The sequence below is a fragment of the Herbaspirillum camelliae genome (assembly GCF_001929405.1).
GTDB classification, from domain to species: Bacteria; Pseudomonadota; Gammaproteobacteria; order Burkholderiales; family Burkholderiaceae_D; genus Herbaspirillum; species Herbaspirillum seropedicae.
In genome coordinates, this window is the sequence record NZ_KV880769.1 from 5,083,532 (window position 1) to 5,110,143 (window position 26,612).

Here is a 26,612-nt window from a genome sequence, read left to right on the forward strand (position 1 = left end):
TGATCCGGGCGCCCATAAGACGTTAACAGGGAAGACAAGATGTACCGCTATGACCAATACGATCACCTGATCGTCAAAGAGCGAGTCGCACAATACCGGGACCAGGTGCGCCGGCGCCTGTCGGATGAGCTGGCCGAAGACGAATTCCGCATCCTGCGCCTGCAGAATGGCCTGTACCTGCAACGCCATGCCTACATGCTGCGCATCGCCATTCCCTATGGCATGCTGGCCTCCAATCAACTGCGCAAGTTCGCCGAGATCGCCGTCAAGTACGACCGCGGCTACGGCCACTTCACCACCCGCCAGAACATCCAGTTCAACTGGATCAAGCTGGAAGAATCCCCTGAGATCCTGGAACAATTGGCCAGCGTGGAAATGCACGCCATCCAGACCTCCGGCAACTGCATCCGCAACACCACCTCGGACGAGCTGGCCGGCGTGGCCGCCGACGAGATCGTCGACCCGCGCCCCTACGCCGAACTGATCCGCGAGTGGAGCACCTTCCACCCCGAGTTCGCCTACCTGCCGCGCAAGTTCAAGATCGCCATCAGCGGTGCCGCCGAAGACCGTGCCGCCACCGCCGTGCATGACATCGGCCTGCACGTCATCAAGAACGAAGCCGGCGAAGTCGGCTTCCGTGTGCTGGTCGGCGGCGGCATGGGCCGCACCCCCATCCTGGGCAGCGTCATCCGTGACTTCCTGCCCTGGAAGCACGCCATGTCCTACCTGGAAGCCATCCTGCGCGTCTACAACCAGTACGGTCGCCGCGACAACATGTACAAGGCGCGCATCAAGATCCTGGTCAAGGCCATCGGCCCCGAGGAATTTGCGCGCCAGGTGGAAGAAGAATGGGCCCAGATCAAGGACGGCCCCTCCACCCTGACCGAAGAAGAACTGCAGCGCGTGGCCAAGTTCTTCACCGACCCGGCCTATGAAACCCTGCCGGCGGTGGATGCCGAATACGAACGCCTGAAGGCCGAAGATCGCGGCTTTGCCAACTGGATCAAGCGCAACGTCAAGGCGCACAAGAAGGCCGGTTATGCCGCCGTGGTCCTGTCACTGAAGAAGCCGGGCGTGCCGCCGGGCGACATCACCGCCGACCAGATGAACTTCGTGGCCGACCTGGCCGACAAATACAGTTTTGGCGAACTGCGCGTGACCCACGAGCAGAACCTGGTGCTGGCCGACGTCAAGCAGTCCGAGCTGTATGCGCTGTGGCAAGCCGCCAAGTCGCATGGCCTGGCGACCCCGAACATCGGCCTCTTGACCGACATCATCTGCTGCCCCGGCGGCGATTTCTGCTCGCTGGCCAATGCCAAGTCGATCCCGATCGCCCAGGCCATTGCCGAGAAGTTCGAGAACATCGACTTCCAGCATGACATCGGCGATATCGAACTGAACATCTCCGGTTGCATCAACGCCTGCGGCCACCACCACGTGGGCAATATCGGCATCCTGGGCGTGGACAAGGATGGTTCGGAGTGGTACCAAGTGTCGCTGGGCGGTGCCCAGGGCAACGAGTCCTCCATCGGCAAGATCATCGGCCCCTCGTTCTCGGCCACCCAGATGCCCACCGTGATTGACCGCCTGCTGCAGGTGTACGTCAAGCAGCGCACCGAAGAAGAACGCTTCATCGACACCGTGCGCCGCATCGGTGTGACCCCGTTCAAGGAATTCGTTTACGCAACGCCGATCCGTTCGGCCGAGTATGTCGCAGGAGAAGACGCAAATGCCTGAAATCATCAAGAACAAGACCGTCGTCAGTGACGACTGGAACGTACTGCGCCTGGCTGAAGGCGAGACCGCCGAGACCGTGACTGTGCCGCAAGGCCACGTGATCGTGCCGCTGAAGGTGTGGCAGGCGCAGGGCGAGGCCCTCAAGGCGCGCGCCGAGATCGGCGTGTGGCTGGCCAGCGATGAGCGTCCGGAAGAACTGAAGGGCCAGCTGGACAGCTTCAAGGTCGTGGCCGTGGACTTCCCCAAGTTCGCCGATGGCCGTGGCTATTCCATCGCCTACAACCTGCGCGCCCGCCTGGGCTATACCGGTGAGCTGCGCGCCATCGGCGACGTGCTGCGCGACCAGCTGTTCTACATGCAGCGCGTGGGCTTCGACGCCTTTGCCGTGCGTGCCGACAAGAACATCCATGACGCCGTCAAGGGCCTGACCGACTTCTCCGAGAAGTACCAGACCTCCTGGGACGAGAAGAACCCGCTGTTCCGCCGCGTCAAGCGCGAAACCGCGCAGACCGCCGACTGAACCGCGATTGTGAAGAAGGAAGGACAGACCATGACTAACCCAGGCTTGCAAGACCTCATCGCCAAGACCCAGGCCACGCTGGAACGCATCGCCGCCGAGTACGCCCCGGCGGCGCTGGCCTCCAGCCTGGCCGCCGAAGACATGGTGCTGACCGACCTGATCCTGCGCGGCAAGCTGCAGGACCGTATCAGCATCTTCACCCTGGAAACCGGTCGCCTGCACAAGGAGACCGTGGGCATGATCGACCGCATCCGCGCGACCTACGATTACGACGTCGCGCCCTACCGTCCGCAGCCCGAGGCGATCGAGGCCTACGTGCAGAAGAACGGTGCCAACGCCTTCTACGACAGTGTGGAACTGCGCAAGGAATGCTGCCACATCCGCAAGATGGAGCCGCTGAACCGCGCCCTGCAAGGCAAGGCCTCCTGGGTCACCGGCCAGCGCCGCGCCCAATCGGTCACGCGCGCCGAGCTGCACGTGCAGGAACGTGACGAAGCCCACGGCATGGAGAAGTTCAACCCCCTGGCCGACTGGTCGGAACAGGACGTCTGGGACTACATCCGCGCCAACGACGTGCCCTACAACCCGCTGCATGACCAGGGTTATCCGTCCATCGGCTGCGAGCCCTGTACCCGGGCCATCCAGCCAGGTGAAGATATCCGTGCCGGCCGCTGGTGGTGGGAAAACCCCGACTCCAAGGAATGCGGCCTGCATGTGGTCGATGGCAAGCTGGTGCGCATCAAGGCGCACGCAGCGAGCTGAACCAGAATTCAACCAGAGCAACAACAAGCAAAGCATCGGAAGGTCCGGCATGAACACAGCGGTAGACAAACTCTTTTTGGACAACGCCAGCAACCGTCACCTCGACTGGCTGGAATCGGAAGCCATCCACATCATGCGCGAGGTCGCCGCCGAGTGCAGCAACCCGGCGCTGCTGTTTTCCGGCGGCAAGGACTCGGTGGTGCTGCTGCGCATCGCCGAGAAAGCCTTCCGCCCCGGCAAGTTCCCCTTCCCGCTGGTGCACATCGACACCGGCCACAACTTCCCGGAAGTCATCGAATTCCGCGACCGCCGCGCCGCTGAACTGGGCGAGCGCCTGGTGGTGCGTTCGGTGGAAGATTCGATCAAGCGCGGCACCGTGCGCCTGCGCAATCCGCAGACCGATTCGCGCAACGCAGCGCAAGCCGTAACGCTGCTGGAAACCATCGAAGAATTCAAGTTCGACGCCTGTATCGGCGGCGCGCGCCGTGATGAAGAAAAGGCCCGCGCCAAGGAACGCATCTTCTCCTTCCGCGACGAGTTCGGCCAATGGAATCCCAAGGCCCAGCGCCCCGAGCTGTGGGACCTGTATAACACGCGCGTACATCCGGGTGAAAACATGCGTGTCTTCCCCATCTCCAACTGGACCGAGCTGGACGTGTGGCAGTACATTGCCCGCGAAAACCTGGCCCTGCCCTCGATCTACTTCGCCCACGAGCGCGAAGTGATCCCCCGCAATGGCCTGCTGGTGCCGCTGACCGACCTCACCCCGGCCCGCGAAGGCGAGACCGTGGAAAAGCAGATTGTGCGCTTCCGCACCGTGGGCGACATCTCCTGCACCTGCCCGGTCTCCTCCGATGCCGCTTCGGTCGAAGCCATCATCGCCGAGACCGCAGTGACCCAGATTACCGAGCGCGGCGCGACCCGCATGGACGACCAGACGTCCGAAGCCTCGATGGAAAAACGCAAGAAGGAAGGATATTTCTGATGAACGCCGCCGCAACCCAAGCACAACTGGCCCAGGCCTCCGCCCAACCGCACGAACGCGGCCTGCTGCGCTTCATCACCGCCGGTTCCGTGGACGATGGCAAGAGCACCCTGATCGGCCGCCTGCTGTTCGACAGCAAGGGCATCTTCGCCGACCAGCTCGACGCCATCTCGCGCGCCAAGCACAAGCGCACCGTGGGCGACACGGTGGACCTGTCGCTGCTCACCGATGGCCTGGAAGCCGAGCGCGAGCAAGGCATCACCATCGACGTGGCGTATCGCTACTTCGCCACCCCCAAGCGCAAGTTCATCATCGCCGACACCCCGGGCCATGAGCAGTACACCCGCAACATGGTGACCGGGGCCTCCACTGCGGACGCCGTCATCATCCTGGTGGACGTCTCCAAGGTGAAGCTCGGTGAGGATGGCAGCGTGGAACTGCTGACCCAGACCAAGCGCCACTCCACCATCGCGCACCTGTTGCAGATCCAGCACGTGATCGTGGCCATCAACAAGATGGACCTGGTGGATTACGACCAGACCGTCTATGACCGCATCGTCGGTGCCTATCAGCAGTTCGCGCAGCAACTGGGCTTGCAGGACGTGCACGCCATCCCGCTGTCGGCGCTGGCCGGCGACAACGTGGTGGAAGCCAGCGCGCGCATGCCCTGGTACCAGGGCCCGACGCTGATCACCCTGCTGGAGTCGCTGTCGGTCTATGAAGATGCGCACGAAGAAGCCTTCCGCTTCCCGGTGCAGCTGGTGGCGCGCCACAACGGCCATGAAGCCAATGACTTCCGTGGCTACATGGGCCGCATCGAGGCCGGCAAGGTGGCCAAGGGTGACAAGCTGGTCGTGCTGCCCAGCGGCCAGAGTGCGACCGTCAAGGACATCCAGACCCTGGACGGTTCGCTGGAATCGGCCACGGCCGGGCAGTCGGTGACCATCCTGCTGGACGAGTACCTGGACATCTCGCGCGGCGACCTGCTGGCTGCGGCTGCCCAGCCTTCGACCATCCTCAAGACCGTCAATGCCGACGTCTGCTGGCTCTCCGAGGAACCGCTGGACCTGCGCCGCAAGTACTGGCTCAAGCACACCACCAAGCAGGTAGCGGCGCGCGTGGCCAAGGTCGATACGCTCTTGGACATCAACACCCAGGAGCGTCGTCCTGCCGAGACCCTGAAGCTCAACGACATCGCCCGTATCAGCGTCAACGTGCAGCAACCCATCGCCGCCGACGCCTACCAGGATATCCGCGCCACCGGCGCCTTCATCCTGATCGACGAAGTGAGCCACCAGACGGTTGCCGCTGGTATGATTCGGATCGACTGATTTTCCTTCGATCCGCAATCGTCTCTTCGTACAGGCCATGGCCACCCAACAGGCAGCGACTTCACACTCTTCCGATTCACCCGCCCCCAGCCCGGAGCATCCGGGCATGGTGTGGCTGGTCGGCTCCGGTCCTGGCGCCGCTGACCTGTTGACGGTGCGTGCCGCGCGCCTCCTGGCGCAAGCCGAGATCGTGCTGCACGATGCCCTGGTCACGCCGGACATCCTGGCCCTGTGCCCGCAAGCCGTGCTGGTTTCGGTGGGCAAGCGCAGCGGCCAACGCTCCACGGCCCAGCCAGTCATCAACCAGAAGCTGGTGGAAGCAGCCCAGCAGTATCGCCGCGTGGTGCGCTTGAAAGGCGGCGACCCCATGCTCTTCGGCCGTGCCGATGAAGAGATGCGGGCGCTGGAAGAACACCACATCCCCTACGAAATCGTCCCCGGCATCACCGCCGCGCTGGCTGCGGCCTCGGCCGCCAAGCGTCCGCTGACGCGGCGCGGGATTGCGCGCAGCGTTTCGCTGTTCACTTCCAGCACGGGCGTGGACGAGCCGGACGAGGTGCGCATGCCCAATGGCGACACCCTGGTCCAGTACATGGGCGGGCGCGAAGCCACGGCCACGGCGCAACGGCTGCTGGCCCTGGGTCACGCACCCGATACCCCGGTGGTGGTGGTGGAAAACTGCAGCCGCCCCGACCAGCATATCTACCATCTGCAACTGGCCGGCCTGGAAGCCGGACTGCAAGCCTGTAGCGGGCCGGTGCTGGTGATGATCGGGCCAGCGCTGGCCGACCGCAACTGAGGACCCCATGCACCTGCTCCATGACCCTGCGGCGCCCCCCGCTGCCTCCATCGACTTCGACAGCTTCCTCAAGGTCGACATCCGCGTCGGCACCATCCTCTCGGCCGAGGCCTTCCCCGAGGCACGCAAGCCTGCCTTCAAGCTGAAGATCGATTTTGGCCCCGCTATCGGCGTGCGCCAGAGCAGCGCCCAGATCACCGTCCACTACACGCTGGACCAATTGGTCGGACGGCAGGTCGCAGCGGTGGTCAATTTCCCGCCGCGCCAGATCGGCAAGTTCATGTCCGAAGTATTGACGCTGGGCTTTCCGGATGCGCAAGGCGAGGTCGTGCTGTTCAGCCCTGATCAGGCCGTTCCCAACGGCGCGCGCCTGTTCTGATCGCTAAGCGCTGAGCGGCGCAAAAAAAGCCCGTTCGGCATGAACGGGCTTCTTCGTCTCCAGCGGTCCTGCAAGCTTCAGCTGCTGGCCGCTACGCAATAGGCGGCAATCGCCTGCAACACGGCTTCATCCTCTCCCACTGCCGGCACGGTCCGGATCTCCACCTGCGGATGCGCCTGGCGCAACTGCTCCAGCAATTGCGGCAGATCGCGCCGCACATGGCCGCCCTGCCCCAGGAACACCGGAATGACGGTGATGCGCTGGCTGCCTGCCGCCACCTGCTGCGCCACCACGCTGGGAAGATCGGGCTGCATCAGTTCCAGGAAGGCCAGTTCCACGCTGGCCTGCGGCATGGCAGCGCGGGTCAGGGTGCGCAGGCGTTCGAAAGGCGCGGCCCAGGCGGGGTCGCGGGCGCCATGGGCGAAGAGGATCAGACTTTGCATGAGAAGGTCAGGTCAGGTTGAAACAAGCGATCAGGTCCGTTCCACCCACCACAGCGCCCCCGCCGCCAAGGCCATGAACAACAGGCTGGGCAGGGCCGCCGTGACGAAGGCCGGCCAGGTGTTGAGCAGGCCCAGGTGCGAAAAGAGGCTGTTGATGAGCTGGAAGCACACGCCGATCATGATGCCGGTAAAGATCTTCAGGCTCACCCCGCCAGCGCGGAAGTGCAGGTAGGCGAAGGGCAGCGCCAGCGCCAGCATCACGAAGATGGACAGCGGATAGACGATCTTCTTCCAGAACGCGATCTCGTAGCGGTCAGTGCGCTGGTTGTTGGCTTCCAGGTGCTTGGTGTAGGCCAGCAGGTCGTAGGCGGACATGCGATCAGGGTCGGCGAAGAGCACCGAGAGGATCTCCGGCGTCACCTCGGAGACCAGTTTCAACTGGGCCGACTTGACGGTCTTGACCGGCTCGGTGATCTTGCGGTCGCGCCCACCGGTGAAATCGGACTGGACCACGTCCAACAGCGTCCACTGGTGATTGCCGTCATACATGCCAGCCTTGGCCGTGACCATGCGGGCCATGTGGAAGTCGGAATCCAGCTCGTAGAGCTTGACGCCCTCGATGCGGCCGTCCGGCTGCACGGTGCGGATATTGATGAAGCGGCTGCCCACCACATTGCCTTCCAGGCCATGGTCACGGATCACGTCCTTGGCCCACATGCCGGAGCGGAACTGCGACGACAGGGACGCCCCCTGGGCCTGCAGCTTGAGCTTCTCGGCCCATTCGGTAGCCTTGGGGGCGACCAGTTCGCCGAAGACGATAGTCAGCACCGCAAAGCCTACGCCGATGCGCGCCAGCACGCGGGCGGCCTGGCCGGTGGACATGCTGGAGACGCGCATGATGGTGAATTCGGAGCGCGCCGCCAGCTGCGACAGGGTGTAGATGGTGCCGATCAGCACGGCGGTGGGCATCAACTCATAGACGTTGCCGGGCAAGCCCATCAACACGTAGAACACCGCCTGTTGCAGCTTGTAGCCATTGCGACCGACCTGCTCCAGCTGCCCCATCATCTCGAAGAAAGCGAACAGCGCCAGGAAAGCCGCCAGCGCGAAGAGCACCGAACGGGTGATCTCGGAAGTGAAGTAACGTTGGATGACACGCATCTCAGGCCTCGCGCTGGAACGTCATGGCGCGGCGCACACGGCTCCACAACCGGGATGGATGATAGGGATGGTTGATGTTCAGCCGCAGCGCGAACATGCCCACGATCAGAACAACCACGACCACGTGCACCGGCCACCAGGCCATCATGAAGGTGGCGCGCCCCTGCGCCACCGAGGCCTGGAACACACTGACCGTATTGCTGTAGACCACGAACAGCAGCAGCGCCACCAAGAGGCCCAGCGACCGTCCGGCGCGCGGATTGACGAAGGACAGCGGGATGGCCAGCAGCATCAGGGTCAGCGCCATGAAGGGCAAGGCAATGCGCCAGAGCAGCTCGCCGCGGGCGTAGCCGTCGTTCTTGGCGACCAGCTCATTCATCTGCAAGGCCCGCGCCGAGCGCTCGCCGGCAGCGTTCTGGGACTGGTTGCCGATCAGCAGCCCATAGCGTTCGAAATCGACGATCTGGAAGTCCGGCAGGCCGGGCGAGCCGTCATAGCGGCGGCCCTGGTTCATGACCACGAACTTCTCGCCATCGGGATCGATGACGGTTTCGCCTTCCTTGGCCACCACCACGCTGTTCTTGCCATCGGCGCCGATGGTATTGACGAAGATGTTGCGCACCTTGGAGGCGTCGCCCGAAATGCCTTCGACAAAGAAGATGCGGTTGGCCGCAGCGGACTCCTGGAACTTGCCCGGCGAGACCCGGGCGATATCCTCGCGCTGCTCGAAGCGGCTGCGGTATTCGCTGCTCTGCTGGTTGGCCCAGGGCGTGGCCACGAAGGACAGCGCCGCCACCAGGGCCACGATGGGCCAGCCGAAACGCAGCACCGGGGCGATCCAGCGGGTGAGCGACATGCCGCAGGCGAACCAGACCACGATCTCGGAATCCTGGTAGCTGCGCGTCATCACCAGCAGCACCGAGATGAAGCCGGTGAGGATGAGGATGATGGGCATGTAGTTCAGGGACTGGAAGCCGATCAGGGCGATCACGTCCTGAGAGGCGACCTGGCCGCCAGCGGCCTGGCCCAGAATCTTGATGAGCATCACGGTCAGGGTGATGGTAAACAGCGTCGTGAAGACCCCACCTGCGGTGCTGGTCAATTCGCGTCGAAGTGCGCGCTGGAAAATCATGGAAATGGCGGAAAGTCTCTGATGTCGGGTCAATGAATGCGGGCGCTGGTCCGAAGCGTCCTGTCCCGGCCGGCCCACCCGGCGAACTCATGCGCGCGTGGCGTCGAAATGGGCTCTATAATCGCCAGGTAATTCATACAAAGGACGAACGATGGACTTTAGCACAAAAACATTGGACGCAAAAAACGCCGTGACCGCCGTCAAGACCGGTGCACTGGTGGTTGGCATCTATGAAAACCGCAAGCTGTCCAAAGCCGCTGGCGCGCTCGACAAGCTGGGCGCCATCAGCGCCGCCCTGAAGTCGGGCGACATTTCCGGCAAGCCGGGCTCCACCCTGCTGCTGCGCGGCGTCACCGGCATCGCTGCCGAGCGCATCGTGCTGCTGGGCCTGGGCGCTGAGGAAGAGATCGCCGACAAGAGCTTCGCCGCCGCCAGCAGCGCGCTGGTGCGCACCCTGGCCACGCTGGGCTGCGACGACGCCGCCCTGGCGCTGCCTTTTGACGGCGTCAAGGGCCGCGACCTGGCCTGGGCCATCCGCAACGTCGTGCTGGCCGGCCGTGACGCGGCCTACCGTTCCGACACGATGAAGAGCAAGAAGGACCCCGCTCCCACCGGCGTGAAGAAGGTGACGTTGCTGGTCCCGGCCAGCGACAGCGCCACCGCCAAGGCGGCCCTGGCCGAAGCCGTGGCCCTGGCCAACGGCATGGCCCTGACCAAGGAACTGGGCAACCTGCCGGGCAATGTCTGCACCCCCACCTACCTGGCCAATACCGCCAAGAAGCTGGCCAAGCAGTTCGGCCTGGGCGTGGAAGTGCTGGAGCGCAAGCAGTTGCAGGCGCTGAAGATGGGCAGCTTCCTGTCGGTCACCAACGGCAGCGACGAGCCGCCCAAGTTCATCGTCTTGAAGCACATGGGCGGCAAGGCCAAGGATGCGCCGGTGGTGCTGGTGGGCAAGGGCATCACCTTCGACACCGGCGGCATCTCGCTCAAGCCCGGCCTGAACATGGACGAGATGAAGTACGACATGTGCGGCGCCGCCTCGGTGCTGGGCACCTTCCGCACCATCGCCGAACTGGGCCTGAAGATGAACGTCATCGGCGTCATCCCCACCTGCGAGAACATGCCCTCGGGCCGCGCCACCAAGCCGGGCGACATCGTCACCTCCATGTCCGGCCAGACCATCGAAGTGCTCAATACCGACGCCGAAGGCCGCCTGATCCTGTGCGACGCCCTGACCTACGTGGAACGCTTCAAGCCGGCCGCCGTGGTGGACATCGCCACCCTGACCGGCGCCTGCATCGTGGCCCTGGGCCACCACAACTCGGGCCTGTTCACCCGTGAGGACGAGGCGCATGACGCCCTGGCCAACGCCCTGCTGGCCGCTGGCCGCGACAGCGGCGACACCGCCTGGCGCATGCCCATCCAGGAGGTCTACCAGGAGCAGTTGAAGTCCAACTTCGCCGACATCGCCAACATCGGCGGCCAGCCGGCCGGCAGCGTCACCGCCGCCTGCTTCCTGGAACGCTTCACCCGCAAGTACACCTGGGCGCACCTGGACATCGCCGGCACTGCCTGGAAGAGCGGCGCGGCCAAGGGCGCAACGGGCCGCCCGGTACCGCTGCTGACCACCTGGCTGCTGAACCAGGCGAGCGCCAAGCCGGCCCGCGCCTGATGACGGAGCGGCCGATGGAGACGCCAGTCCTGGCATGGCCAGGCTGGCGTGCCTGTGGAACGCAAGCTTCCGTCGGCTCGCCCCCATCAACACAAGCAGCACAAGCAGCACGAGCAGTAGCGCCACCGCAGCCAGCCGGCCTGCGGTGGCTTTTTTTCGCCCTCGCCTGGCTGGCGCTGCCGCTGGCGGCCCAGACCCTGCCGCCCGCGCAGACCGTGCATTTCCCTTCAGCCGATGGACGCACCGAGCTGACCGCCTACCTCTTTACCCCTGCCGGCGCCGGACCGCACCCTGCCGTGGTGATGCTGCACGGGCGCGCCGGCCCCTACTCCAGCCGGATCAATGGTGACTGCACCCGCATCGGCCCCGCCCTGCCCTCGCCCTGCGACGCCAGCACGCTCAGCCAGCGCCACCAGGCCTGGGCCGCCTATTGGGTAGAACGCGGCTACCTGGCCCTGCTGGTGGACAGCTACGGCCCGCGCGGGGTAGCCCATGGCTTCGGACGGCATACCCATGGCGCGCCAGAACGCGCCGAGGTCAACGAACTGACGGTGCGCCCGCTGGACGCCGAAGGCGCGCTGGCCTGGCTGGCGCCGCGCAGCGACGTCAACCCGGCGCGCATCCTGCTGCAAGGCTGGTCCAATGGCGCCAGCACGGCCCTGAACGTGATGCAGCGTCAGGCCAGTCGCCTGGGTGGCACAGCGCCCTCCTTTGCCGGGGCGATGGTGTTCTATCCCGGCTGCGGTCCCCAGGCCCTGCTCTCTTCCACACCTGAACTGGACCGGCCCGTGCAGGTCCTGCTGGGCGCGGCCGACCAGGAAGTCTCCCCCCAGCGCTGCCTGCGCGTGCTGCGCCAGGCCATCCCCATGCGCCGCAACAGTAGTCCGGTGCTCACCCTGTACCCTGGCGCAACCCATGACTTCGACGATCCCGGACGCCCCCGCCAGGCCGTCCCGGCCAACCGGCAGGCCCGCGCCGACGCCCTGGCCCGCCTGGGTCCGTGGGCCGACCAGGTGCCGCCGGCCACGCTGCCTTGATCCGCCGCAAGCACAGCGCGTGCGCCTCCGGCAGACAGAATAATTCTCGACTAAACTACTAGGTCTTTTCCGGAACGCCGACGCCTGAGCGCGGTCGGTATGAAGGAACATGCATTGCAGCAACCGTCATTCCAACAGCCGGGCGCGCCGCCACGGGAAGCCCAGCGCAGCCCGGCTCCATTCATCCGCCAACGCGACAAGAAAGGATTTACATGAGTATCTCCAGCCAGAACAGCGACCTGTTCAAGCCTGTGCAACTAGGCGCAGTCCAGTTGCAGAACCGTATCGTCATGGCTCCGCTTACCCGCAGCCGCGCGCAAGCCGGCGACGTGCCCAGCGAACTGGCCGCCGAGTATTACGCCCAGCGCGCCGGTGCCGGCCTGATCATCGCCGAAGCCACCCAGATCTCGCCCGAAGGCAAGGGCTACGCCTGGACCCCAGGCATCTACAACGACGCCCACGTGGCGGCCTGGAAGAAGATCACCGACGCCGTCCACGCCAAGGGCGGCCGCATCTTCCTGCAGCTATGGCACGTCGGCCGCATCTCCCATCCCGACCTGCAACCGGGCCATGTCCTGCCGGTCGCACCGTCAGCGGTCCAGCCCGAGGGCCAGGCCTTTACCGAAAGCGGCTTCAAGCCCTTCGTCACGCCGCGTGCACTGGAAGCAGCCGAGCTGCCCGCCATCGTCGAGCAGTACAAGAAGGCCGCCCAGCTCTCCATGCAGGCCGGTTTCGACGGCGTGGAAATCCACGCCGCCAATGGGTACCTGCTGGACCAGTTCCTGCGTGACAAGACCAACCAGCGCACCGACGCCTACGGCGGCAGCATCGAGAACCGCGCACGCCTGCTGCTGGAGGTGGTGCAGGCCGTGACCTCGGTCGTGCCCAGCGAGCGCGTAGGCATCCGCCTCTCGCCCATCAGCCCGGCCAACGATATCGCCGACAGCGAACCCAAGGCCTTGTTCAGCTATGTGGTGGAGCAGCTCAACCGCTTCAAGCTGGTCTACCTGCACGTGGTCGAAGGCGCCACCGGCGGACCGCGCGAGGTGCCGGGCGGCTTCGACCTGCAGGTGCTGCGCGACCTCTTCCAGGGTCTCTATATCGCCAACAACGGTTATGACCTGGAGATGGCCTTGCAGGCCCGCGCCAGCAACCGTGCCGACCTGGTGGCCTTTGGCCGGCCCTGGATCGCCAACCCCGACCTGGTGCAGCGCTTGCTGCACGGCGCTGAACTGGCCTCCTTCAACCAGGCCACCCTGTATGGCGGTGGTGCGGCCGGCTACACGGACTATCCGCCCATGCAGCAAGGCTAAGCCGGGTTGCCCGGCGGCATGATGCGGCATGACGCGGCACGGTGCGGCATGGTTGTCAGCAACCATGCCGCGCTTGCGTTGTGGCCGCTACAATGCAGTCTGCATCCTTCAACTCCGAGATCATGAAAACAATATTCGCCACCCTGTCCCTCGCCTGCTGCGCCCTGCCCGCACTGGCCCAGCAAGCCGCGCCCCAGGATACCGATCCGCTGCAACTGCAAGACCGCATCACCGGCGACATCGGTGGCGGCGTCTACCGCATGGACCGCAATGGGCTCGACCGCAGCAGCCGCACCACCGTGCTGCCCTATGCGTATTTCGACTATGGCCGCTTCTTTGCGCGGGTCGATACCTTTGGCGTAAAGACCGCGCGCATGGGCTATGGCTACCTGGAACTGGCTGGCCGCATCAACCTGGAGGGCTTCGACGCCCAGGGCGGCCTGCAGCGTCGCTCCGATCCCATCCCGCTGGGCCTGGGCACCTTCCAGGAAACGCCTATCGGCGCCTTCTTCGTGAATGTCTTCCACGACTTCAACAAATCGCATGGCACCCTGGCCGAAGCCATCTACGCCGCCCAGCTCGACGTCGGGCCGGTGAGCTTCTACCCGCAATTGGGAGTGGAATATCGCGACAGCCGCTACAACGATTACTTCTACGGCGTCTCCGGCCAGGAGGCCAGCTCCAGCGGCTTGCCGGCCTATCGCGCGGGCTCCTCCACCAGTCCGCTCCTGGGCCTGGTGGCCGACATGCCCATCAGCGGCAACTGGCGGCTGAACCTGACCCTGCGCCGCAAATGGCTGGACAACTCCATCTCCGACAGCCCGATCATCCGCCGCAAGACCGACGACCTGGCCATCCTCGCACTGACCTACCGCTTCAAGTAATTCACTTCATCCCTCCTCTGCGCACCGGGCCATGTCATCGGCCCGGCTGCCTTCGCAAGCTTCCATCCCCCTTCGCATGATGCCCGCCATCATCATTGCCAATCATCAATAATTGGCAAAATTGCGATGCAGAAACGAATTTCCGCTACTGATCGGAATCCCTTTACCAGCAAGACTTCCAGGAGTCCTACAGCGCAACAAAAAGTAGCAAATTTGCGGCGAAAAAAGTTGAGCTTTCGACCACAAGCAGCTACCCTCTCGAGGTCTCTTTCCAACAAAGTCTTGAAGACAAATACAAGCTGAGGCACACCACCGTTGCGGCCATCGGACAGGAGCGCCGCGACAACTCCCCCTGTTGTGCATTCTCGATGAATCAAATCCAAGAAAGAGGTGTGTCATGAAGAAACTCATTGGCGGCGTCCTGCTCGCGTCGGCCCTTTGCAGCGTTGGCGCCACGGCCAGCGCAGCGCAAATCAACGGCACGCAGGCGCTGACCTTCAACAACTCATCCACGACGTCGTCGTACTTCGGTTCCGAATTTGGCGCTGGCACTACCGGCAAGAGCTTCCTGGAGAACTTCACGTTCAGCTATTCCAGTCCGTTCACGGTGTCCTCGGCGGTGATCTCCATTGCCCTGGACGGCATTTCGCGCCTGAACCTCAACAGCCTCACCTTGAGCGGCAACGGCGGCACATGGACCGGCGTGAAGACCACCGTGGGCAGCGCCCAGGTGTTTACGCTGCGTACTGATGGCCTGTCCTCCGGCAACTACACCCTGTCGGTGGGCGGCCTGGTCACAGGCGCCACCGGCGGCAGCTTCGGCGGCAACATCAGCATCGCCGCCGTGCCGGAAGCCTCGACGGTCGCGATGATGTTGGGTGGCCTGGCGCTGGTGGGCTTTGCCGCCTACCGTCGCCGTCGTACCGAAGGCAATGCGCAATCACAGGATCGGTTGATGCCGGCCTGAGTCTGACCTCGCCAGCGCGGACAGATCAGTCTGCGCGATGGCAATGAACTGCCTTGCTCGGCAGTGCGGCCAGCCCATCGGGCTGGCCGTTTTCATTGGTCGGCCCACTCTATTTTATAAATTATTTATATCGTTTTATCGACTCATCCGGAATCATCCTGCGGGATACATTCCGCACTGCAAGAGGCACGACGACTGACACCGACAAGAAATCAAGCAGCTCATCGGAAAGCCTTTACCATGGCGGCTTCCAGGAATCCTACGACGCAACATCGATTACGCAAAATACGTAAAATTTAGTTGATATTTTTGCGCCGCACACCTAATCTCTGTTCGTCTCTCCGAACAACAATGACAACCCGAGACACCCCTGTTCCGACCTCGACAACGCCAACAAGAAAACGGTCGGCACAACTTCCCCCTTGCAGTGCTTTCTCAATCATTCGAACTGGAAAGAGGTGTGTAATGAAAAAACTCATTGGCAGTCTGCTGCTCGCTTCCGCCTTCATCGGCATGGCATCCACGGCCAGCGCTGCTGACCTGGAGCGCACGCGCTCGCTGGTCTGGACCGACGCCACGTCGACCTTCAACGCCCGCTATGGTGAAGGCACCACCGGCCTGAGCTTCCTGGAAAACTTCACCTTCACGGTCGACGCCATGGGTTCGGCGGTTTCCTCGGCGGTGGTCTCCATCGCTCTGGACGGCCTGTCGCGCCTGGGCATCGACAGCTTCACGCTGTCGGGCAACGGTCATACCTTCACCGGTACGCCGCTGCTGGAAGGTGACACCCAGACCTTCAGCCTGCGCACCGATGGCCTGAGCACCGGCCTCTACACCCTGTCGGTGGCCGGTACCATCCTGGGATCGGAAGGCGGCAGCTTCGCCGGCAACATCAGCGTCGCACCGGTGCCGGAAGCCTCGACCACCGCCATGATGCTGGGCGGCCTGGGCATCATCGGCTTTGCCGCCTACCGTCGTCGCCGCAAAGCCGGCGAGGACGCGCCGCAGCAACGCAATGATCTGCTGATGCCTGCGTAATCGTCAGCATGGAGGGGGCGCAGTCTTGCGTTCCCTCTCAGTTCCTCTCCTCCCTCTCCCCAGGCCCTCTCCAGCCCCGGCGGTTCCTTTCGGCCCCTTCCACTGGTGAATGCGGTCACGCGTGAGCGCCCCTTCTTTTCGTACAACGAAAAAAGCCCCGATGCTCATCGGAGGATGGGACTGGGAGCTTATCCAGCTTTCGCTGGCCCTATGGGAAATGATTGTCGGCTTTAGGACGGAGTCGCCCCCTTTCACTTCGGCAGGGATTACGACTTCGACAAGGTCGCTCGGCAATAAGCGGAAAAACCACCAGAGGAGTTTTCGGGGGCCTGACAATACTCTTGGAGGCGTTACAACCAATGGACCTCCGAAAACATGAAACGACTACTCTGTATTTTTCTTTTCTACATCGTGCCGCAGCAGACATCTCTTGAAACCGACATTGACCTCATTCAATCAAGGCTTCGTGTCACCACGACAGTTCAGATGCAAGGTCGTCAGGGATCACATGGGAAATGCCATTATTGCGAATGAAGGCTTGGGCTGCGCGGGTGGTTGCGGCAACTTCCTCCGCCCTGCAGAATCAGGGGGCGAACAGCGCCGTTCAGCTCTGGAGAAAGAACGGCCGGCGGTATCGGTGCCATTGCCGCCGCAGGCGCCATTGGCTCAGGCCGATCCTCCAAAGCTTGCACCAGCACACCAGGCGACACCGAGACGCAGCCATTCAGAATTGCGCAGATAAGCGCGCACTTTTTCGAGTTCGTTGTCATGCCCTTTCTGGATTTTAGCCGAGGCAGCCGCCTGCTCCGCGGTTTTAGCTTTACCGAAAGCATCTCATCCCAAGGAAGCGCACTCGCTGGCGTCCTCTCAGAATGCTGCAGCCGAATAGGTGGAAGCCTGGTCTACCACTCAATCCGCTGAGGTGACCAATGACTTGCCGTGTTCGCTATGTATTTGCAGCTGGCACCGAATTTCGCGGTGGCGCTATGGGCGCGCCTGACGAACTGGAAGCCGTCGGCTAACAACGCTGGAGCCCTAGGCGTAACAGTGATGGTGCTCGCATGAAGGGCTACGTCATCGGCTTCTTTGCCGGCTGCACCTTCATGCGGTGGGTCGTACTTTGCCTGGCTGCTCGCACCTAACAGGAGAAGGCCGTCTTCGTCGAGCCCGCCTGCTATCGGAGCACGACATGAAAACTCTTGCCGTCCTACACGTGTTCGTCAGGCTGTATGCATCTCATCGTCGTGATGGCAAGCTTTTTTGAATGCGGTGCATCTTTCCATGCGTGCGTTTAATCAAAAATTCGTGTAGCCGGTTTGCCAAACATCCCACATTTCTTCAAGCGTTGGAGGGCTAGCATGCATATCAACAAACTTCTGGTAGAAGCCTCCGCACACCGTCAGGTGGTTAACTATCAATTTAATTTTAGACTTTACCCATTCCACATCCTCACTAGTAACCAAGATATTGGGATGCACGAACATGTCATTTCGTTCCTTAAGTTCGCGCTTAAAAAACTCGACCAATTGGATAGCTCTTATGAGGTGAAACGCATGGCTGCCGTCCAGGACGACAAGCGCGGCAAGATCTTCCGTTGCGATGTCGGGCGTCGTGATGCTCTCGATTTCACCACAAAGTCTCTGGTAATTCCATTGATCATCAAGCTTCGTGGCAAACCAAATTTTTATCTCAGATTTCTCAAGATCAGAAATGAGGTTTTTTAGCGGGATGGCGATCTTTACTGCAACGATATAGGCCTTACGTTCGGCCAATGCCCTCTCCCTTCTATCCTTATCGGTTGCCAACCATATGGTTCCAATCAATGTACCGACAGTACCAATTGCACCAACCCAGGTCGCGAAATCACCTTTTTTATCTGGAGTGAACTCGTTTGATATTGTGTGAATCAGCGAAGCACATATGGCTATCAACGCAACCATACAAAAGACAAAGCCGATTATCGAAAAGAAACGTCTTTCCATACCCCCCCCTTCTTGGGGAGTGATCCTAGCATGAAGTTTGACCACATCAAGCAGTGTCTTGCTACCTCGAATACGGCGCTGCACGCGCGCCTTCGCTTCACTCATGAATTCCACCAAGATGGAGACCGTAAATGCCTAACAAACCCAGCTGGCGCAAGCTTATGGATCTCGACGTGGTCAAGCGCACTGACGCCGGCCTGTGGGCGCGCCGCAGCGCGATCCGTATTCTGCCCGGCTTCAATCTACGCGACACAGAAGCGCCAGGCTACTGCGAGGACATCGAAAGCCTGAAGAATCACAAGCGCCGAGGCGGCAAGGTTCCGCCGCTCGAAGTCAGCCTGTCCAAAGACAGCCTGGGCGTAGACGTTATCGATGGCCATCGCCGCACGACTGCGGATCAGGAGTTGCTCGCGGAAGGTCTGAAGATCGAGTGGATTCGCATTGAGCCCTTCGAAGGCAATGACCTGGAGCGCCAGGCCCGTATCCTCACGAGCCAGGACAACCGTAAGTTGCTTCGACTGGAGCTGCCGAAGGCTAACGACGTCTGAAAGCGTTCGCGCTCAGTAACGAGGAAATCGGCAATCTGGTGGGCAAGTCGCGGCAGCACATCGAGCAAATTCTCCTGCTCGCGGCCGCACCGCATGCTGTTCAAATGATGGCCCGCTCCGGCGAGACAGCAGCAACCACCGCCATCGAGGCTGTGTGCCAGCACGGTGACGTCACTGAGGCAGTGCAGAGCGAGGCAAAGCGGGAAGCCGGCCTCGGGGAAAAAGAAGGTCACTACCGCAGCAATTCGCCCCTGAATGCCGCCGGCCCGCGCGGTGTCGCCAATGGTCTCGGCGGTCGATGCGGTAGCGCAGATCATACCGGAGCATGTACGCCAAGCGATGACCGACAAACTCGCAAAAGGCCAGATGATCGAGCTGCCCGCCACAGTAATCTATGAACTGGTAGCGCAACAGGCTGTTGTCCAAACTATGAAAGAGAGCGCTCTTAAAAAGATGGGGGAATTAAGCGGTAAACGAGCGAAGGACAGAACTCAGCATTTTTTGCTGCATTACCGCTGCAGGTCAAAAAGTAGTTCATTCAACTGTTCGGCATGCTCTGCCATTTCGCTCCTAAGTTTCCGGCTCGCGTACATCGGAGACATGGACTCCCTAGATTCCCTAATTTGGTACAGCAACTGACTTGCAGAGCCATAAGCAAAGTCCAACTCAACCTCTAACGCAAGGAAAATTTGAAGCTTTCTTGTACCTAGACTATGAAGCGAAGAATCGATTCTCGCCACACGTTTTTGGACTACTTGATATTCACGCACGAACGCTTGCGTGCTAATCATTAGCTGGCGGCATTTCTCCCCATCAAGAAGATCCGGTTCGCGATCTTCCTCTTGGGCACCAGATCGAACAGATGGTCGCCCGTGCTCATAGACCATATCTTGAAAGAGGAAAACACTCGGCTCGACGATAGAAAAGAAAAGAGCGACCGCACTCTTTTGCTGACTGTGCTGCGCACGATCCGCGACCCAAAAAGATCCACCTATTGCAATAACTGCTCCAAGTGCCGCCCCCCAGAGTGTCGCGGCGCCATCGGGAATCTTTGCATCAAAAATCGGCGCAGCAAGTGGAAACGCAACCAAGATACCCAGCGCCACCCCTACCAAAAAGACCCAATGCTCTACACGCAACGTTATCCGCTTCATTTTTTAATCCAAGTTTTTGCGAAATCCTAGCATGAAAGAACGCCATATCCTCTTCAATGCACCGATGGTGCGCGCCATCCTCGCCGGCAACAAGACGCAAATGCGACGGATCGCCAAACCAGTTCGGCGTCCCGACCTGGGCAATATCTACGTACCTGCAGCATGAGCCGCGGCATGTCATCGAGCGCGCCTGCCCTTATGGTCGCCCTGGAGACCGCCTATGGGTACGGGAAACCTTCGTGCAAGGCTTCGCCTACGACGCCGAGACTGATCGGCTTCGGCAGTTTGATGAGGATGAAAATCAGTTGCCGAAGAAACGTTGTACCGCGCGACTGGCTCTATCAGCAGTAGCGACGGCGCTGGTTGAGAAACCAACGTGCCGTGGTGGCCAAGCATCCATATGCCGAGTTCTGCATGCCGCATCCTGCCGGAAATCACTGGAGTGCGCGTGGAGCGCCTGCAGGACATCAGCGAATACGAAGCGCGCGCAGAAGGCATTACGGCCCATGAAATCCGCTAGTTCGCAATGTTCGGCGACAGCAACAAGGAACGCTCAGCTATGCACCGACGCGCAACTCTCAGGCCTTTTCTCGATTTACAGGAAAACAGCGGCGACGGCGCCAGCTGGGATGCAACCCCTGGGTGTGGTCATTGAATTTAGGAGAATCGAAGCATGGCAATTATTACCAAAGTGCCGGACATCAACGGCCCGCTGCTATGCCGCATCAACGTCGCAGAGGCCAAGTTGGGCGTGTCGCGCGCAACAATCTACCGCCTGGCTAAAGAAAGCACCTTGGATCTGATAAAGATCGGCAAGCGTTCCAGTGGCATCACAGCTGCAAGCATTGCCGTCATGATCGAGAACAACAAGGTCAACCACTGATGCTATAGTGGCGCCTTAGCAACACTTTGCGCGCACGTCCAAGCCTTCGAGGGCGGGTAGCTAGGTGGGCAGCTAGGCAAATTTTCCAGCTACCCATACCGCGCAAAGCCGCATCACATAAGGACTTTGCATATACCATGAAAATCGCCACCTGGAACGTCAACTCCCTCAAAGTCCGCCTGCCGCAAGTGCTGAAATGGCTGGAAGAAAACCCGGTGGATGTGCTCTGCCTGCAGGAAACCAAGCTCACCGACGACAAGTTCCCCGCTGCAGAGATCGCCGCTGCGGGCTATCTGGTGGAGTTTTCGGGACAGAAGACCTACAACGGCGTGGCCATCCTGTCGCGCCATCCGATGAACGACGTGGTCAAGAACAATCCCCTGTTCCCGGATGAACAGCAGCGCATCATCGCCGCCACCATCGAGGGCGTGCGCTATGTCTGCGCCTACATCCCCAACGGCCAGTCGCTGGAGTCGGAAAAGTATCCCTACAAGCTGAACTGGCTGGCCGCGCTGCACGAATGGCTGGCACAGGAAAAAGCCAAGAACCCGCGCCTGGCGCTGCTGGGCGACTACAACATCGCCCCCGAAGACCGCGACGTGCATGACCCGGTGGCTTGGCAAGGCCAGGTGCTGGTGTCCGAACCCGAGCGCGAAGCCTTCCGCAAGCTGCAGGCGCTGGGCCTGACGGATTCCTATCGTCTCTTTGAACAGCCGGAAAAGATGTACAGCTGGTGGGATTACCGCCAGATGGGCTTCCGCCTCAACCGCGGCCTGCGCATCGACCATATCCTGCTGTCCGAAGAACTGGTGCCGCGCTGCACGGCCTGCGTCATCGACAAGGTACCGCGCAAGTGGGAACAGCCTTCGGATCACGCGCCGGTGATTGCGACGTTGGCGGACTGAAGCCTGAAACGCCCGCTATCCGTAAATGATTTATATCATTTACGGATGGGTCTACCGAACCAGCCTACTGAGCGCCACCTTCGGGTGGCGTTTGTTCTTTCTTGTTGCGCATGTTCTTCTCGAACTTCACGTCCAGCTTGCTCACACGCTTGGCCTTCTGCGGTCCCTGGGCATTGACGAAGCTGACGAAGTCGTCAAGTTCCATCGCCTCATTGAGTTTCTCCATCGGCTGGCCGGCCACGCGGCGCGTCAGGATGAAGCGTTCGTCGGAAGTGCGCAGCATCGAATACTCGCGCGACTCGGTGCGGTTGTTCAGGCGCTCGATGGCGCTGGCGGCACGGGTCGATCTCATCATTGCACCTCTTGCAGTTTGAGTTGCCAGTATCCCATATCAATCCAGCGCCCCATCTTGTAACCGACCTCGTTGAACACGCCGCATTTCACGAAGCCCAGGCTCTCATGCAAGGCCACGCTGGCCGCATTGGGCTGGGCGATGCCGCCAATGACCAGGTGGATGCCCAGTGGCTTGAGCTCGGCAAACAATTGACGGTAGAGGCGCTTGCCGATACCGCGCCCACCCGCATCGTGGCGCAGGTAGACCGAGCTCTCCACCGACTGGCGATAAGCCGCGCGCGGTTTCCATTGGATGGCATAGGCATAGCCCAGTACCTGGCCCGCTTCTTCATAGACCAGCCAGGGAAACTTCGCCTGCACATCGGCAATGCGCGCGACCATGCTCTCTTCACTGACCGCTTCGGTCTCGAAGCTGATGGCGGTGGTGGCGACGTAGTGGTTGTAGATGCCGCAGAGGGCGGAAGCGTCGGCGGCGTTGGCCGGGCGGATGGAAGGCTGCATGGGCGGGACGGAATCGGCGGGATATCAGGGAAATGCGAAAGCCGTCAGTGTAACCAAATTACGCCGGCAGCGGCGGCCCTGCACCAGGCAAGGCCGCCGCTGCTGCATGCTTCAGTCCTTGATCACCGCCCGCACCTGTTCCAGCGCCGCCGGATCTTCGATAGTCGGCAGATCGCCCGGATCGCGCCCTTCGCAGATGGACTGGATGGCCCGCCGCAGCAACTTGCCCGAGCGCGTCTTGGGCAGTGCGCTGACGAAGAAGACCCGCGCCGGTCGCCCCACTGCGCCGATCTGCTTGTCCACCACGGCCATGATCTCGGCTTCCAGCGCCTTGCGCTGTTCGGGCGTGGCGATGCTATCGGCCTGCTTGGGAATGGCGAAGGCAAAGGCGACCTGGCCCTTGAGCTTGTCTTCGACACCCACCACGGCCACCTCGGAGACGTTGGGATGGCTGGAGATGCTTTCCTCGATCTCGCGCGTGCCCAGACGATGGCCTGCGACGTTGATGACGTCATCGGTGCGGCCCAGGATGAAGTAGTAGCCGTCCTTGTCCCGGATGCCCCAGTCGAAGGTGGAATACACCTCGCGCGGCAGGCTGCGCCAGTAGGTATTGACGAAGCGCTCATCGTCGCCATACACGGTCTGCATGCAGCCCGGCGGCAAGGGGCCTTCGATGGCGACCACGCCCTTCTGGTCCGGCCCGCAGGGCTCGCCAGTGGCTTCGTCGAGGATGGCCAGTCGATAGCCCGGCATGGGCACGCCAGGGCTGCCCAGGCGCGTGGGCTTGTCATCGATGCCCTTGGCAATGGAGATGATGGGCCAACCCGATTCGGTCTGCCAGTAATTATCGATGACGGGCACCTTCAGCGCGCCCGAGATCCAGCTGGAGGTGGTCTCATCCAACGGCTCGCCGGCCAGGTACAAGGCCTTCAGCGAGGAGGTGTCGTAACGCTCCATGCACTCGGGCGGTTGCTTCTTGAGCACGCGGATGGCGGTCGGCGCGGAAAACATCCGGGTGACCTTGTATTTCTCGACGATGCTCCACCAGATGCCGGCATCGGGCCGGATCGGCAAACCCTCGTAGAGCACCGTGGCCATGCCGGCGATCAGCGGGCCATAGACGATGTAGGAGTGGCCCACCACCCAGCCGATATCGGAGGTGCAGAAATAGGTCTCACCAGGCTGGCCGCAGAAGATGTGCTGCATCGACGAGGCCAGCGCCACTGTGTAACCGCCGACATCACGTTGCACGCCCTTGGGCTTGCCGGTGGTGCCGGAAGTGTAGAGGACGTAACTGGTTTCATTCGATTCCAGCCAGGTCACCGGCACCTGCTGGCCCAGGTGCTGCGTACGCAGCGGCGCGTAATCGACGTCGCGCTGCGCCGTGCGCGCCATCGGGGCCAGTCCGCGGTCCACCAGCAGCACGTGTTGCGGCTGGTGCTGCGCCATGGCGATGGCTTCATCCAGCAGCCCCTTGTAGGGGATGACCTTGCCGCCGCGCGAGCCGGCATCGGCCGAGACGATCAGGCGCGGCTGCGCATCATCGATGCGCGAAGCCAGGCTGTTGGAGGCAAAGCCGCCAAACACTACCGAATGCACCGCCCCGATGCGGGCGCAGGCCAGCATGGCAAAGACGGCCTCGGCGATCATGGGCATGTAGATCAGCACCCGGTCGCCACGCTGCACGCCCAGCGCCTGCATGCTCGCGGCCATGGCCATGACTTCCTGCTGCAGCTCGGCATAGGTGTAGACGCGCTCGCTGTTGGTCTCGGTGGAAATGGCGATCAGGGCGGCCTGCTGAGCGCGCTCGGGCAGGTGGCGGTCCACTGCGTTGTGGCACAGATTGGTCTGGCCATCGACGAACCAGCGTGCAAAGGGCGGACGCGAATAATCCAGCGTGCGCGAGAACGGTTGCTGCCAGTGGATGCGTTGTGCTTCCTGCGCCCAGAAGGCCTCGGGTTGCTCGACGGATTGCCGATAGAATTGCTCGTATTGCATGACGTCTCCTCATGTCTCTCGTATTGGAACCCTTGCGTCACCCGCCTGCACGCAGGCTTGCGAGGCGACTCTCGCGGACTCTCATGCCGGCGCTCCAGATGGATTGCCATGCGTGGTCCTCATGCGATCATCAATATCAGTCTTGCCCCTGAAACTTACTGGCGGCTGAATCCGGCCTGCGTGCGAGCCGGTGCGGGGCCTGTGCTTGACTTGCATCAAGCCGGGCATGGACGGGAAAAAGCGAAGGGAAAGCAGACGGCGAACGCCGTCCGGGAGAGGCATCAGAACAGAATGCGCCGCCAGCCCGAGGCCAACGGCGCAGCCCGCATCAACGGGTCGTGCAGTCGTTGGCCAGCTGCTGGCCGATCTTGGCGTTGAGCAGCATGGACTTCGACGGGATCTGTATCCATACCAGTCCCTCGCCCTTGTTTTCCAGGCGCACCGCGCCGGTCGATGTGCTGACCGGATTCATCATGTAATTCCTGCCCTTCCACACCAGCGTGACACCGTCGGTGACACGGCCATCCATGCGCAACTCAACCTTGTTGCCCATTTCACAACTGAAGGCCCCCGTCTTCAACTGGGTGGCCCAGGTCGGCTGGGTCGCGGCCGGGGATTGCAGCAGCTGCGGCAAGACCGGCTTGGTCTCGGTCACCGGCACTGCCTCGCGGGAAGCGCAGGAAGCCAGCAACACGGCGGCCGACGCGGCCAGGCACAGCGGGCGCAACGAGGAACGGAAGGAAGGAAGGGAAGCAATCATCAGGAAGTCCATCAAGGTCGTGGGGTAAGAGACGGGGGCTGGAAAATGATCCGCCCGCATCTTAACAAGTAATCACGGCCTGCTCGACACTCTGTAACGCTTGTTACAAATCCGCTGCATCGGCGTTGCGGCGACCCACCGGCCCGCCCCCCCCTTGCTCTCCGCCCCCTCCGGCCTCCCGGTGTCTTACTTGCGCTTGCTGATCGGCACGAACTTCAGGTCTTCCGGCCCCACGTAGTTGGCGGAGGGACGGATGATCTTGTTGTCGATGCGCTGCTCGATGATGTGCGCGGCCCAGCCCGAGGTGCGGGCGATGACGAAGAGCGGCGTAAACATCGCGGTGGGCACACCCATCATGTGGTAGGACACGGCCGAGAACCAGTCCAGGTTGGGGAACATCTTCTTGATGTCCCACATGACCGTTTCGAGCCGTTCGGCGATATCGAACATCTTGGTCGAGCCGGCTTCCTTGGAGAGCTTGCGCGCCACTTCCTTGATGACCTTGTTGCGCGGGTCGGAGATGGTGTAGACCGGGTGACCGAAACCGATCACCACTTCCTTGTTCTCGACGCGGCGACGGATGTCGGCTTCGGCTTCGTCGGGGTTGTCATAGCGCTTCTGGATCTCGAAGGCGACTTCATTGGCGCCGCCATGCTTGGGGCCGCGCAGTGCGCCGATGGCGCCGGTGATGGCCGAGTACATGTCCGAACCGGTACCGGCGATGACGCGGCCGGTGAAGGTGGAGGCGTTGAATTCGTGTTCCGCGTACAGGATCAGCGAGGTGTGCATGGCTTTTTCCCAGGCCTCGGACGGCTTCTCGCCATGCAGCAGGTGCAGGAAGTGGGCGCCGATGGAGTCGTCATCGGTCTCGACTTCGATGCGGTTGCCGTTGTGGCTGTAGTGGTACCAGTACAGCAGCATGGAACCCAGCGAGGCCATCAGGCGGTCGGCGATATCACGCGCGCCGGGGGTGTTGTGATCATCCTTCTCGGGCAGCACGCAGCCCAGCGCCGAGACGCCGGTGCGCATCACGTCCATCGGGTGGGACGCGGCCGGCAGCCATTCCAGCGCCGCCTTGACGTTGGCCGGCAAGCCGCGCAGCGACTTCAGCTTGGCCTTGTAGGCGCGCAGTTCAGCAGCGGTGGGCAGCTTGCCGTGCACCAGCAGGTGGGCGATTTCCTCAAACTCGCAGCTGTCGGCCACATCCAGGATGTCGTAGCCGCGATAGTGCAGGTCATTGCCGGTCTTGCCGACAGTACACAGGGCGGTGTTGCCGGCGGTGACGCCAGACAGGGCAACGGACTTCTTGGGCTTGAAACCTGCGGCTTGTTGTTCGCTCATCGTGTTCTCCTCGTATTCGGCATTAG

At 62.0% G+C, this 26,612-nt stretch carries 27 protein-coding genes; 17 read left to right on the forward strand and 10 right to left on the reverse strand.

The window, feature by feature from the left end; translation table 11 throughout:
• The first annotated feature begins 39 nt into the window (after positions 1 to 39).
• The 7 genes from BGK68_RS22725 to BGK68_RS22755 are packed head-to-tail and all read left to right on the forward strand — an operon-like array spanning position 40 to position 6,513.
• Positions 40 to 1,737: a nitrite/sulfite reductase gene (locus tag BGK68_RS22725; protein ID WP_075258930.1), complete on the forward strand. Its 1,698-nt coding sequence runs from the start codon at positions 40 to 42 to the stop codon at positions 1,735 to 1,737.
• Complete coding sequence (locus BGK68_RS22730; protein WP_075258931.1) at positions 1,730 to 2,257, forward strand: DUF934 domain-containing protein; 528 nt, start codon at positions 1,730 to 1,732, stop codon at positions 2,255 to 2,257. The genes BGK68_RS22725 and BGK68_RS22730 overlap by 8 nt, the downstream gene beginning before the upstream one ends.
• Before the next feature lie 30 nt (positions 2,258 to 2,287).
• A complete protein-coding gene (locus tag BGK68_RS22735; RefSeq protein ID WP_075258932.1) occupies positions 2,288 to 3,019 on the forward strand; it encodes a phosphoadenylyl-sulfate reductase in 732 nt (243 codons plus the stop codon).
• A gap of 49 nt (positions 3,020 to 3,068) precedes the next feature.
• Complete coding sequence (cysD, locus tag BGK68_RS22740) at positions 3,069 to 4,004, forward strand: sulfate adenylyltransferase subunit CysD (protein WP_075258933.1); 936 nt, start codon at positions 3,069 to 3,071, stop codon at positions 4,002 to 4,004.
• Positions 4,004 to 5,335, forward strand: coding sequence for a sulfate adenylyltransferase subunit 1 (locus BGK68_RS22745; RefSeq protein WP_075258934.1), 1,332 nt, complete (start codon positions 4,004 to 4,006; stop codon positions 5,333 to 5,335). The genes cysD and BGK68_RS22745 overlap by 1 nt, the downstream gene beginning before the upstream one ends.
• Before the next feature lie 37 nt (positions 5,336 to 5,372).
• The gene (gene cobA / locus BGK68_RS22750) at positions 5,373 to 6,134 is read left to right on the forward strand and encodes a uroporphyrinogen-III C-methyltransferase (protein WP_075258935.1); all 762 of its coding nucleotides are present in this window, start codon (positions 5,373 to 5,375) and stop codon (positions 6,132 to 6,134) included.
• A 7-nt stretch (positions 6,135 to 6,141) separates the two neighbouring features.
• Positions 6,142 to 6,513 (forward strand): tRNA-binding protein, encoded by a 372-nt coding sequence (locus BGK68_RS22755; protein WP_075258936.1) that lies wholly within the window; start codon positions 6,142 to 6,144, stop codon positions 6,511 to 6,513.
• A 77-nt stretch (positions 6,514 to 6,590) separates the two neighbouring features.
• Here the strand turns inward: BGK68_RS22755 and BGK68_RS22760 are convergent, their stop codons facing one another.
• From BGK68_RS22760 to lptF, 3 genes are read right to left on the reverse strand one after another with little or no spacing between them, the layout of a single operon-like run.
• Entirely contained in the window at positions 6,591 to 6,956 is a 366-nt protein-coding gene (locus BGK68_RS22760) for a sirohydrochlorin chelatase (protein WP_075258937.1), read from the reverse strand.
• Between the two features lie 30 nt (positions 6,957 to 6,986).
• Positions 6,987 to 8,117: an LPS export ABC transporter permease LptG gene (lptG, locus tag BGK68_RS22765; RefSeq protein WP_075258938.1), complete on the reverse strand. Its 1,131-nt coding sequence runs from the start codon at positions 8,115 to 8,117 to the stop codon at positions 6,987 to 6,989.
• A gap of 1 nt (position 8,118) precedes the next feature.
• Positions 8,119 to 9,249, reverse strand: coding sequence for an LPS export ABC transporter permease LptF (gene lptF, locus BGK68_RS22770; protein ID WP_075258939.1), 1,131 nt, complete (start codon positions 9,247 to 9,249; stop codon positions 8,119 to 8,121).
• Between the two features lie 151 nt (positions 9,250 to 9,400).
• Here lptF and BGK68_RS22775 point away from each other — a divergent pair, with 151 nt between their 5' ends.
• The 6 genes from BGK68_RS22775 to BGK68_RS22800 all read left to right on the forward strand — a co-directional run bounded on the left by BGK68_RS22775 (position 9,401) and on the right by BGK68_RS22800 (position 16,160).
• Entirely contained in the window at positions 9,401 to 10,921 is a 1,521-nt protein-coding gene (locus BGK68_RS22775; protein ID WP_075258940.1) for a leucyl aminopeptidase, read from the forward strand.
• A gap of 14 nt (positions 10,922 to 10,935) precedes the next feature.
• Positions 10,936 to 11,958, forward strand: coding sequence for a dienelactone hydrolase family protein (locus BGK68_RS22780; RefSeq protein ID WP_233149388.1), 1,023 nt, complete (start codon positions 10,936 to 10,938; stop codon positions 11,956 to 11,958).
• A 212-nt stretch (positions 11,959 to 12,170) separates the two neighbouring features.
• Positions 12,171 to 13,271 (forward strand): alkene reductase, encoded by a 1,101-nt coding sequence (locus BGK68_RS22785; RefSeq protein ID WP_143433141.1) that lies wholly within the window; start codon positions 12,171 to 12,173, stop codon positions 13,269 to 13,271.
• Positions 13,272 to 13,393: 122 nt separating this feature from the next.
• Positions 13,394 to 14,155, forward strand: coding sequence for a MipA/OmpV family protein (locus BGK68_RS22790; RefSeq protein ID WP_075259960.1), 762 nt, complete (start codon positions 13,394 to 13,396; stop codon positions 14,153 to 14,155).
• 397 nt (positions 14,156 to 14,552) lie between these two features.
• On the forward strand, positions 14,553 to 15,122 hold the full coding sequence (locus BGK68_RS22795) for an FxDxF family PEP-CTERM protein (protein ID WP_075258941.1): 570 nt from the start codon (positions 14,553 to 14,555) through the stop codon (positions 15,120 to 15,122).
• A 465-nt stretch (positions 15,123 to 15,587) separates the two neighbouring features.
• Entirely contained in the window at positions 15,588 to 16,160 is a 573-nt protein-coding gene (locus tag BGK68_RS22800; RefSeq protein ID WP_075258942.1) for an FxDxF family PEP-CTERM protein, read from the forward strand.
• Between the two features lie 1,295 nt (positions 16,161 to 17,455).
• Here BGK68_RS22800 and BGK68_RS22805 read toward each other — a convergent pair.
• Complete coding sequence (locus BGK68_RS22805) at positions 17,456 to 18,247, reverse strand: hypothetical protein (protein ID WP_075258943.1); 792 nt, start codon at positions 18,245 to 18,247, stop codon at positions 17,456 to 17,458.
• Between the two features lie 26 nt (positions 18,248 to 18,273).
• Between BGK68_RS22805 and BGK68_RS22810 the strand changes: the two genes are divergently transcribed.
• Positions 18,274 to 18,690, forward strand: a complete 417-nt coding sequence (locus tag BGK68_RS22810; protein ID WP_075258944.1) for a hypothetical protein — start codon at positions 18,274 to 18,276, stop codon at positions 18,688 to 18,690.
• A gap of 509 nt (positions 18,691 to 19,199) precedes the next feature.
• Here BGK68_RS22810 and BGK68_RS22815 read toward each other — a convergent pair.
• Positions 19,200 to 19,844: a hypothetical protein gene (locus tag BGK68_RS22815; RefSeq protein WP_075258945.1), complete on the reverse strand. Its 645-nt coding sequence runs from the start codon at positions 19,842 to 19,844 to the stop codon at positions 19,200 to 19,202.
• A gap of 31 nt (positions 19,845 to 19,875) precedes the next feature.
• On the opposite strand from BGK68_RS22815, the gene BGK68_RS28555 reads away from it, so the two are divergent.
• The 3 genes from BGK68_RS28555 (at position 19,876) to xth (ending at position 21,632) form a co-directional block, all read left to right on the forward strand.
• Positions 19,876 to 20,010: a hypothetical protein gene (locus tag BGK68_RS28555; RefSeq protein ID WP_267889726.1), complete on the forward strand. Its 135-nt coding sequence runs from the start codon at positions 19,876 to 19,878 to the stop codon at positions 20,008 to 20,010.
• Between the two features lie 507 nt (positions 20,011 to 20,517).
• Entirely contained in the window at positions 20,518 to 20,727 is a 210-nt protein-coding gene (locus BGK68_RS22820) for a helix-turn-helix transcriptional regulator (RefSeq protein WP_075258946.1), read from the forward strand.
• A gap of 137 nt (positions 20,728 to 20,864) precedes the next feature.
• Positions 20,865 to 21,632: an exodeoxyribonuclease III gene (xth, locus tag BGK68_RS22825; RefSeq protein WP_013235065.1), complete on the forward strand. Its 768-nt coding sequence runs from the start codon at positions 20,865 to 20,867 to the stop codon at positions 21,630 to 21,632.
• Positions 21,633 to 21,696: 64 nt separating this feature from the next.
• Here xth and BGK68_RS22830 read toward each other — a convergent pair whose 3' ends face one another.
• The 5 genes from BGK68_RS22830 to prpC all read right to left on the reverse strand — a co-directional run bounded on the left by BGK68_RS22830 (position 21,697) and on the right by prpC (position 26,586).
• Positions 21,697 to 21,984 carry a hypothetical protein gene (locus tag BGK68_RS22830; RefSeq protein WP_075258947.1) on the reverse strand — a complete coding sequence of 96 codons (288 nt, stop codon included), beginning with the start codon at positions 21,982 to 21,984 and terminating at the stop codon, positions 21,697 to 21,699.
• Positions 21,984 to 22,487, reverse strand: a complete 504-nt coding sequence (locus BGK68_RS22835) for an arsinothricin resistance N-acetyltransferase ArsN1 family B (protein ID WP_075258948.1) — start codon at positions 22,485 to 22,487, stop codon at positions 21,984 to 21,986. Before BGK68_RS22835 ends, BGK68_RS22830 begins: the two co-directional genes overlap by 1 nt.
• A gap of 111 nt (positions 22,488 to 22,598) precedes the next feature.
• A complete protein-coding gene (locus tag BGK68_RS22840) occupies positions 22,599 to 24,485 on the reverse strand; it encodes a propionate--CoA ligase (protein WP_075258949.1) in 1,887 nt (628 codons plus the stop codon).
• Between the two features lie 328 nt (positions 24,486 to 24,813).
• A complete protein-coding gene (locus BGK68_RS22845; protein WP_075259961.1) occupies positions 24,814 to 25,245 on the reverse strand; it encodes a hypothetical protein in 432 nt (143 codons plus the stop codon).
• Between the two features lie 186 nt (positions 25,246 to 25,431).
• Positions 25,432 to 26,586, reverse strand: a complete 1,155-nt coding sequence (prpC, locus tag BGK68_RS22850; RefSeq protein ID WP_013235069.1) for a bifunctional 2-methylcitrate synthase/citrate synthase — start codon at positions 26,584 to 26,586, stop codon at positions 25,432 to 25,434.
• Positions 26,587 to 26,612: the final 26 nt, after the last annotated feature.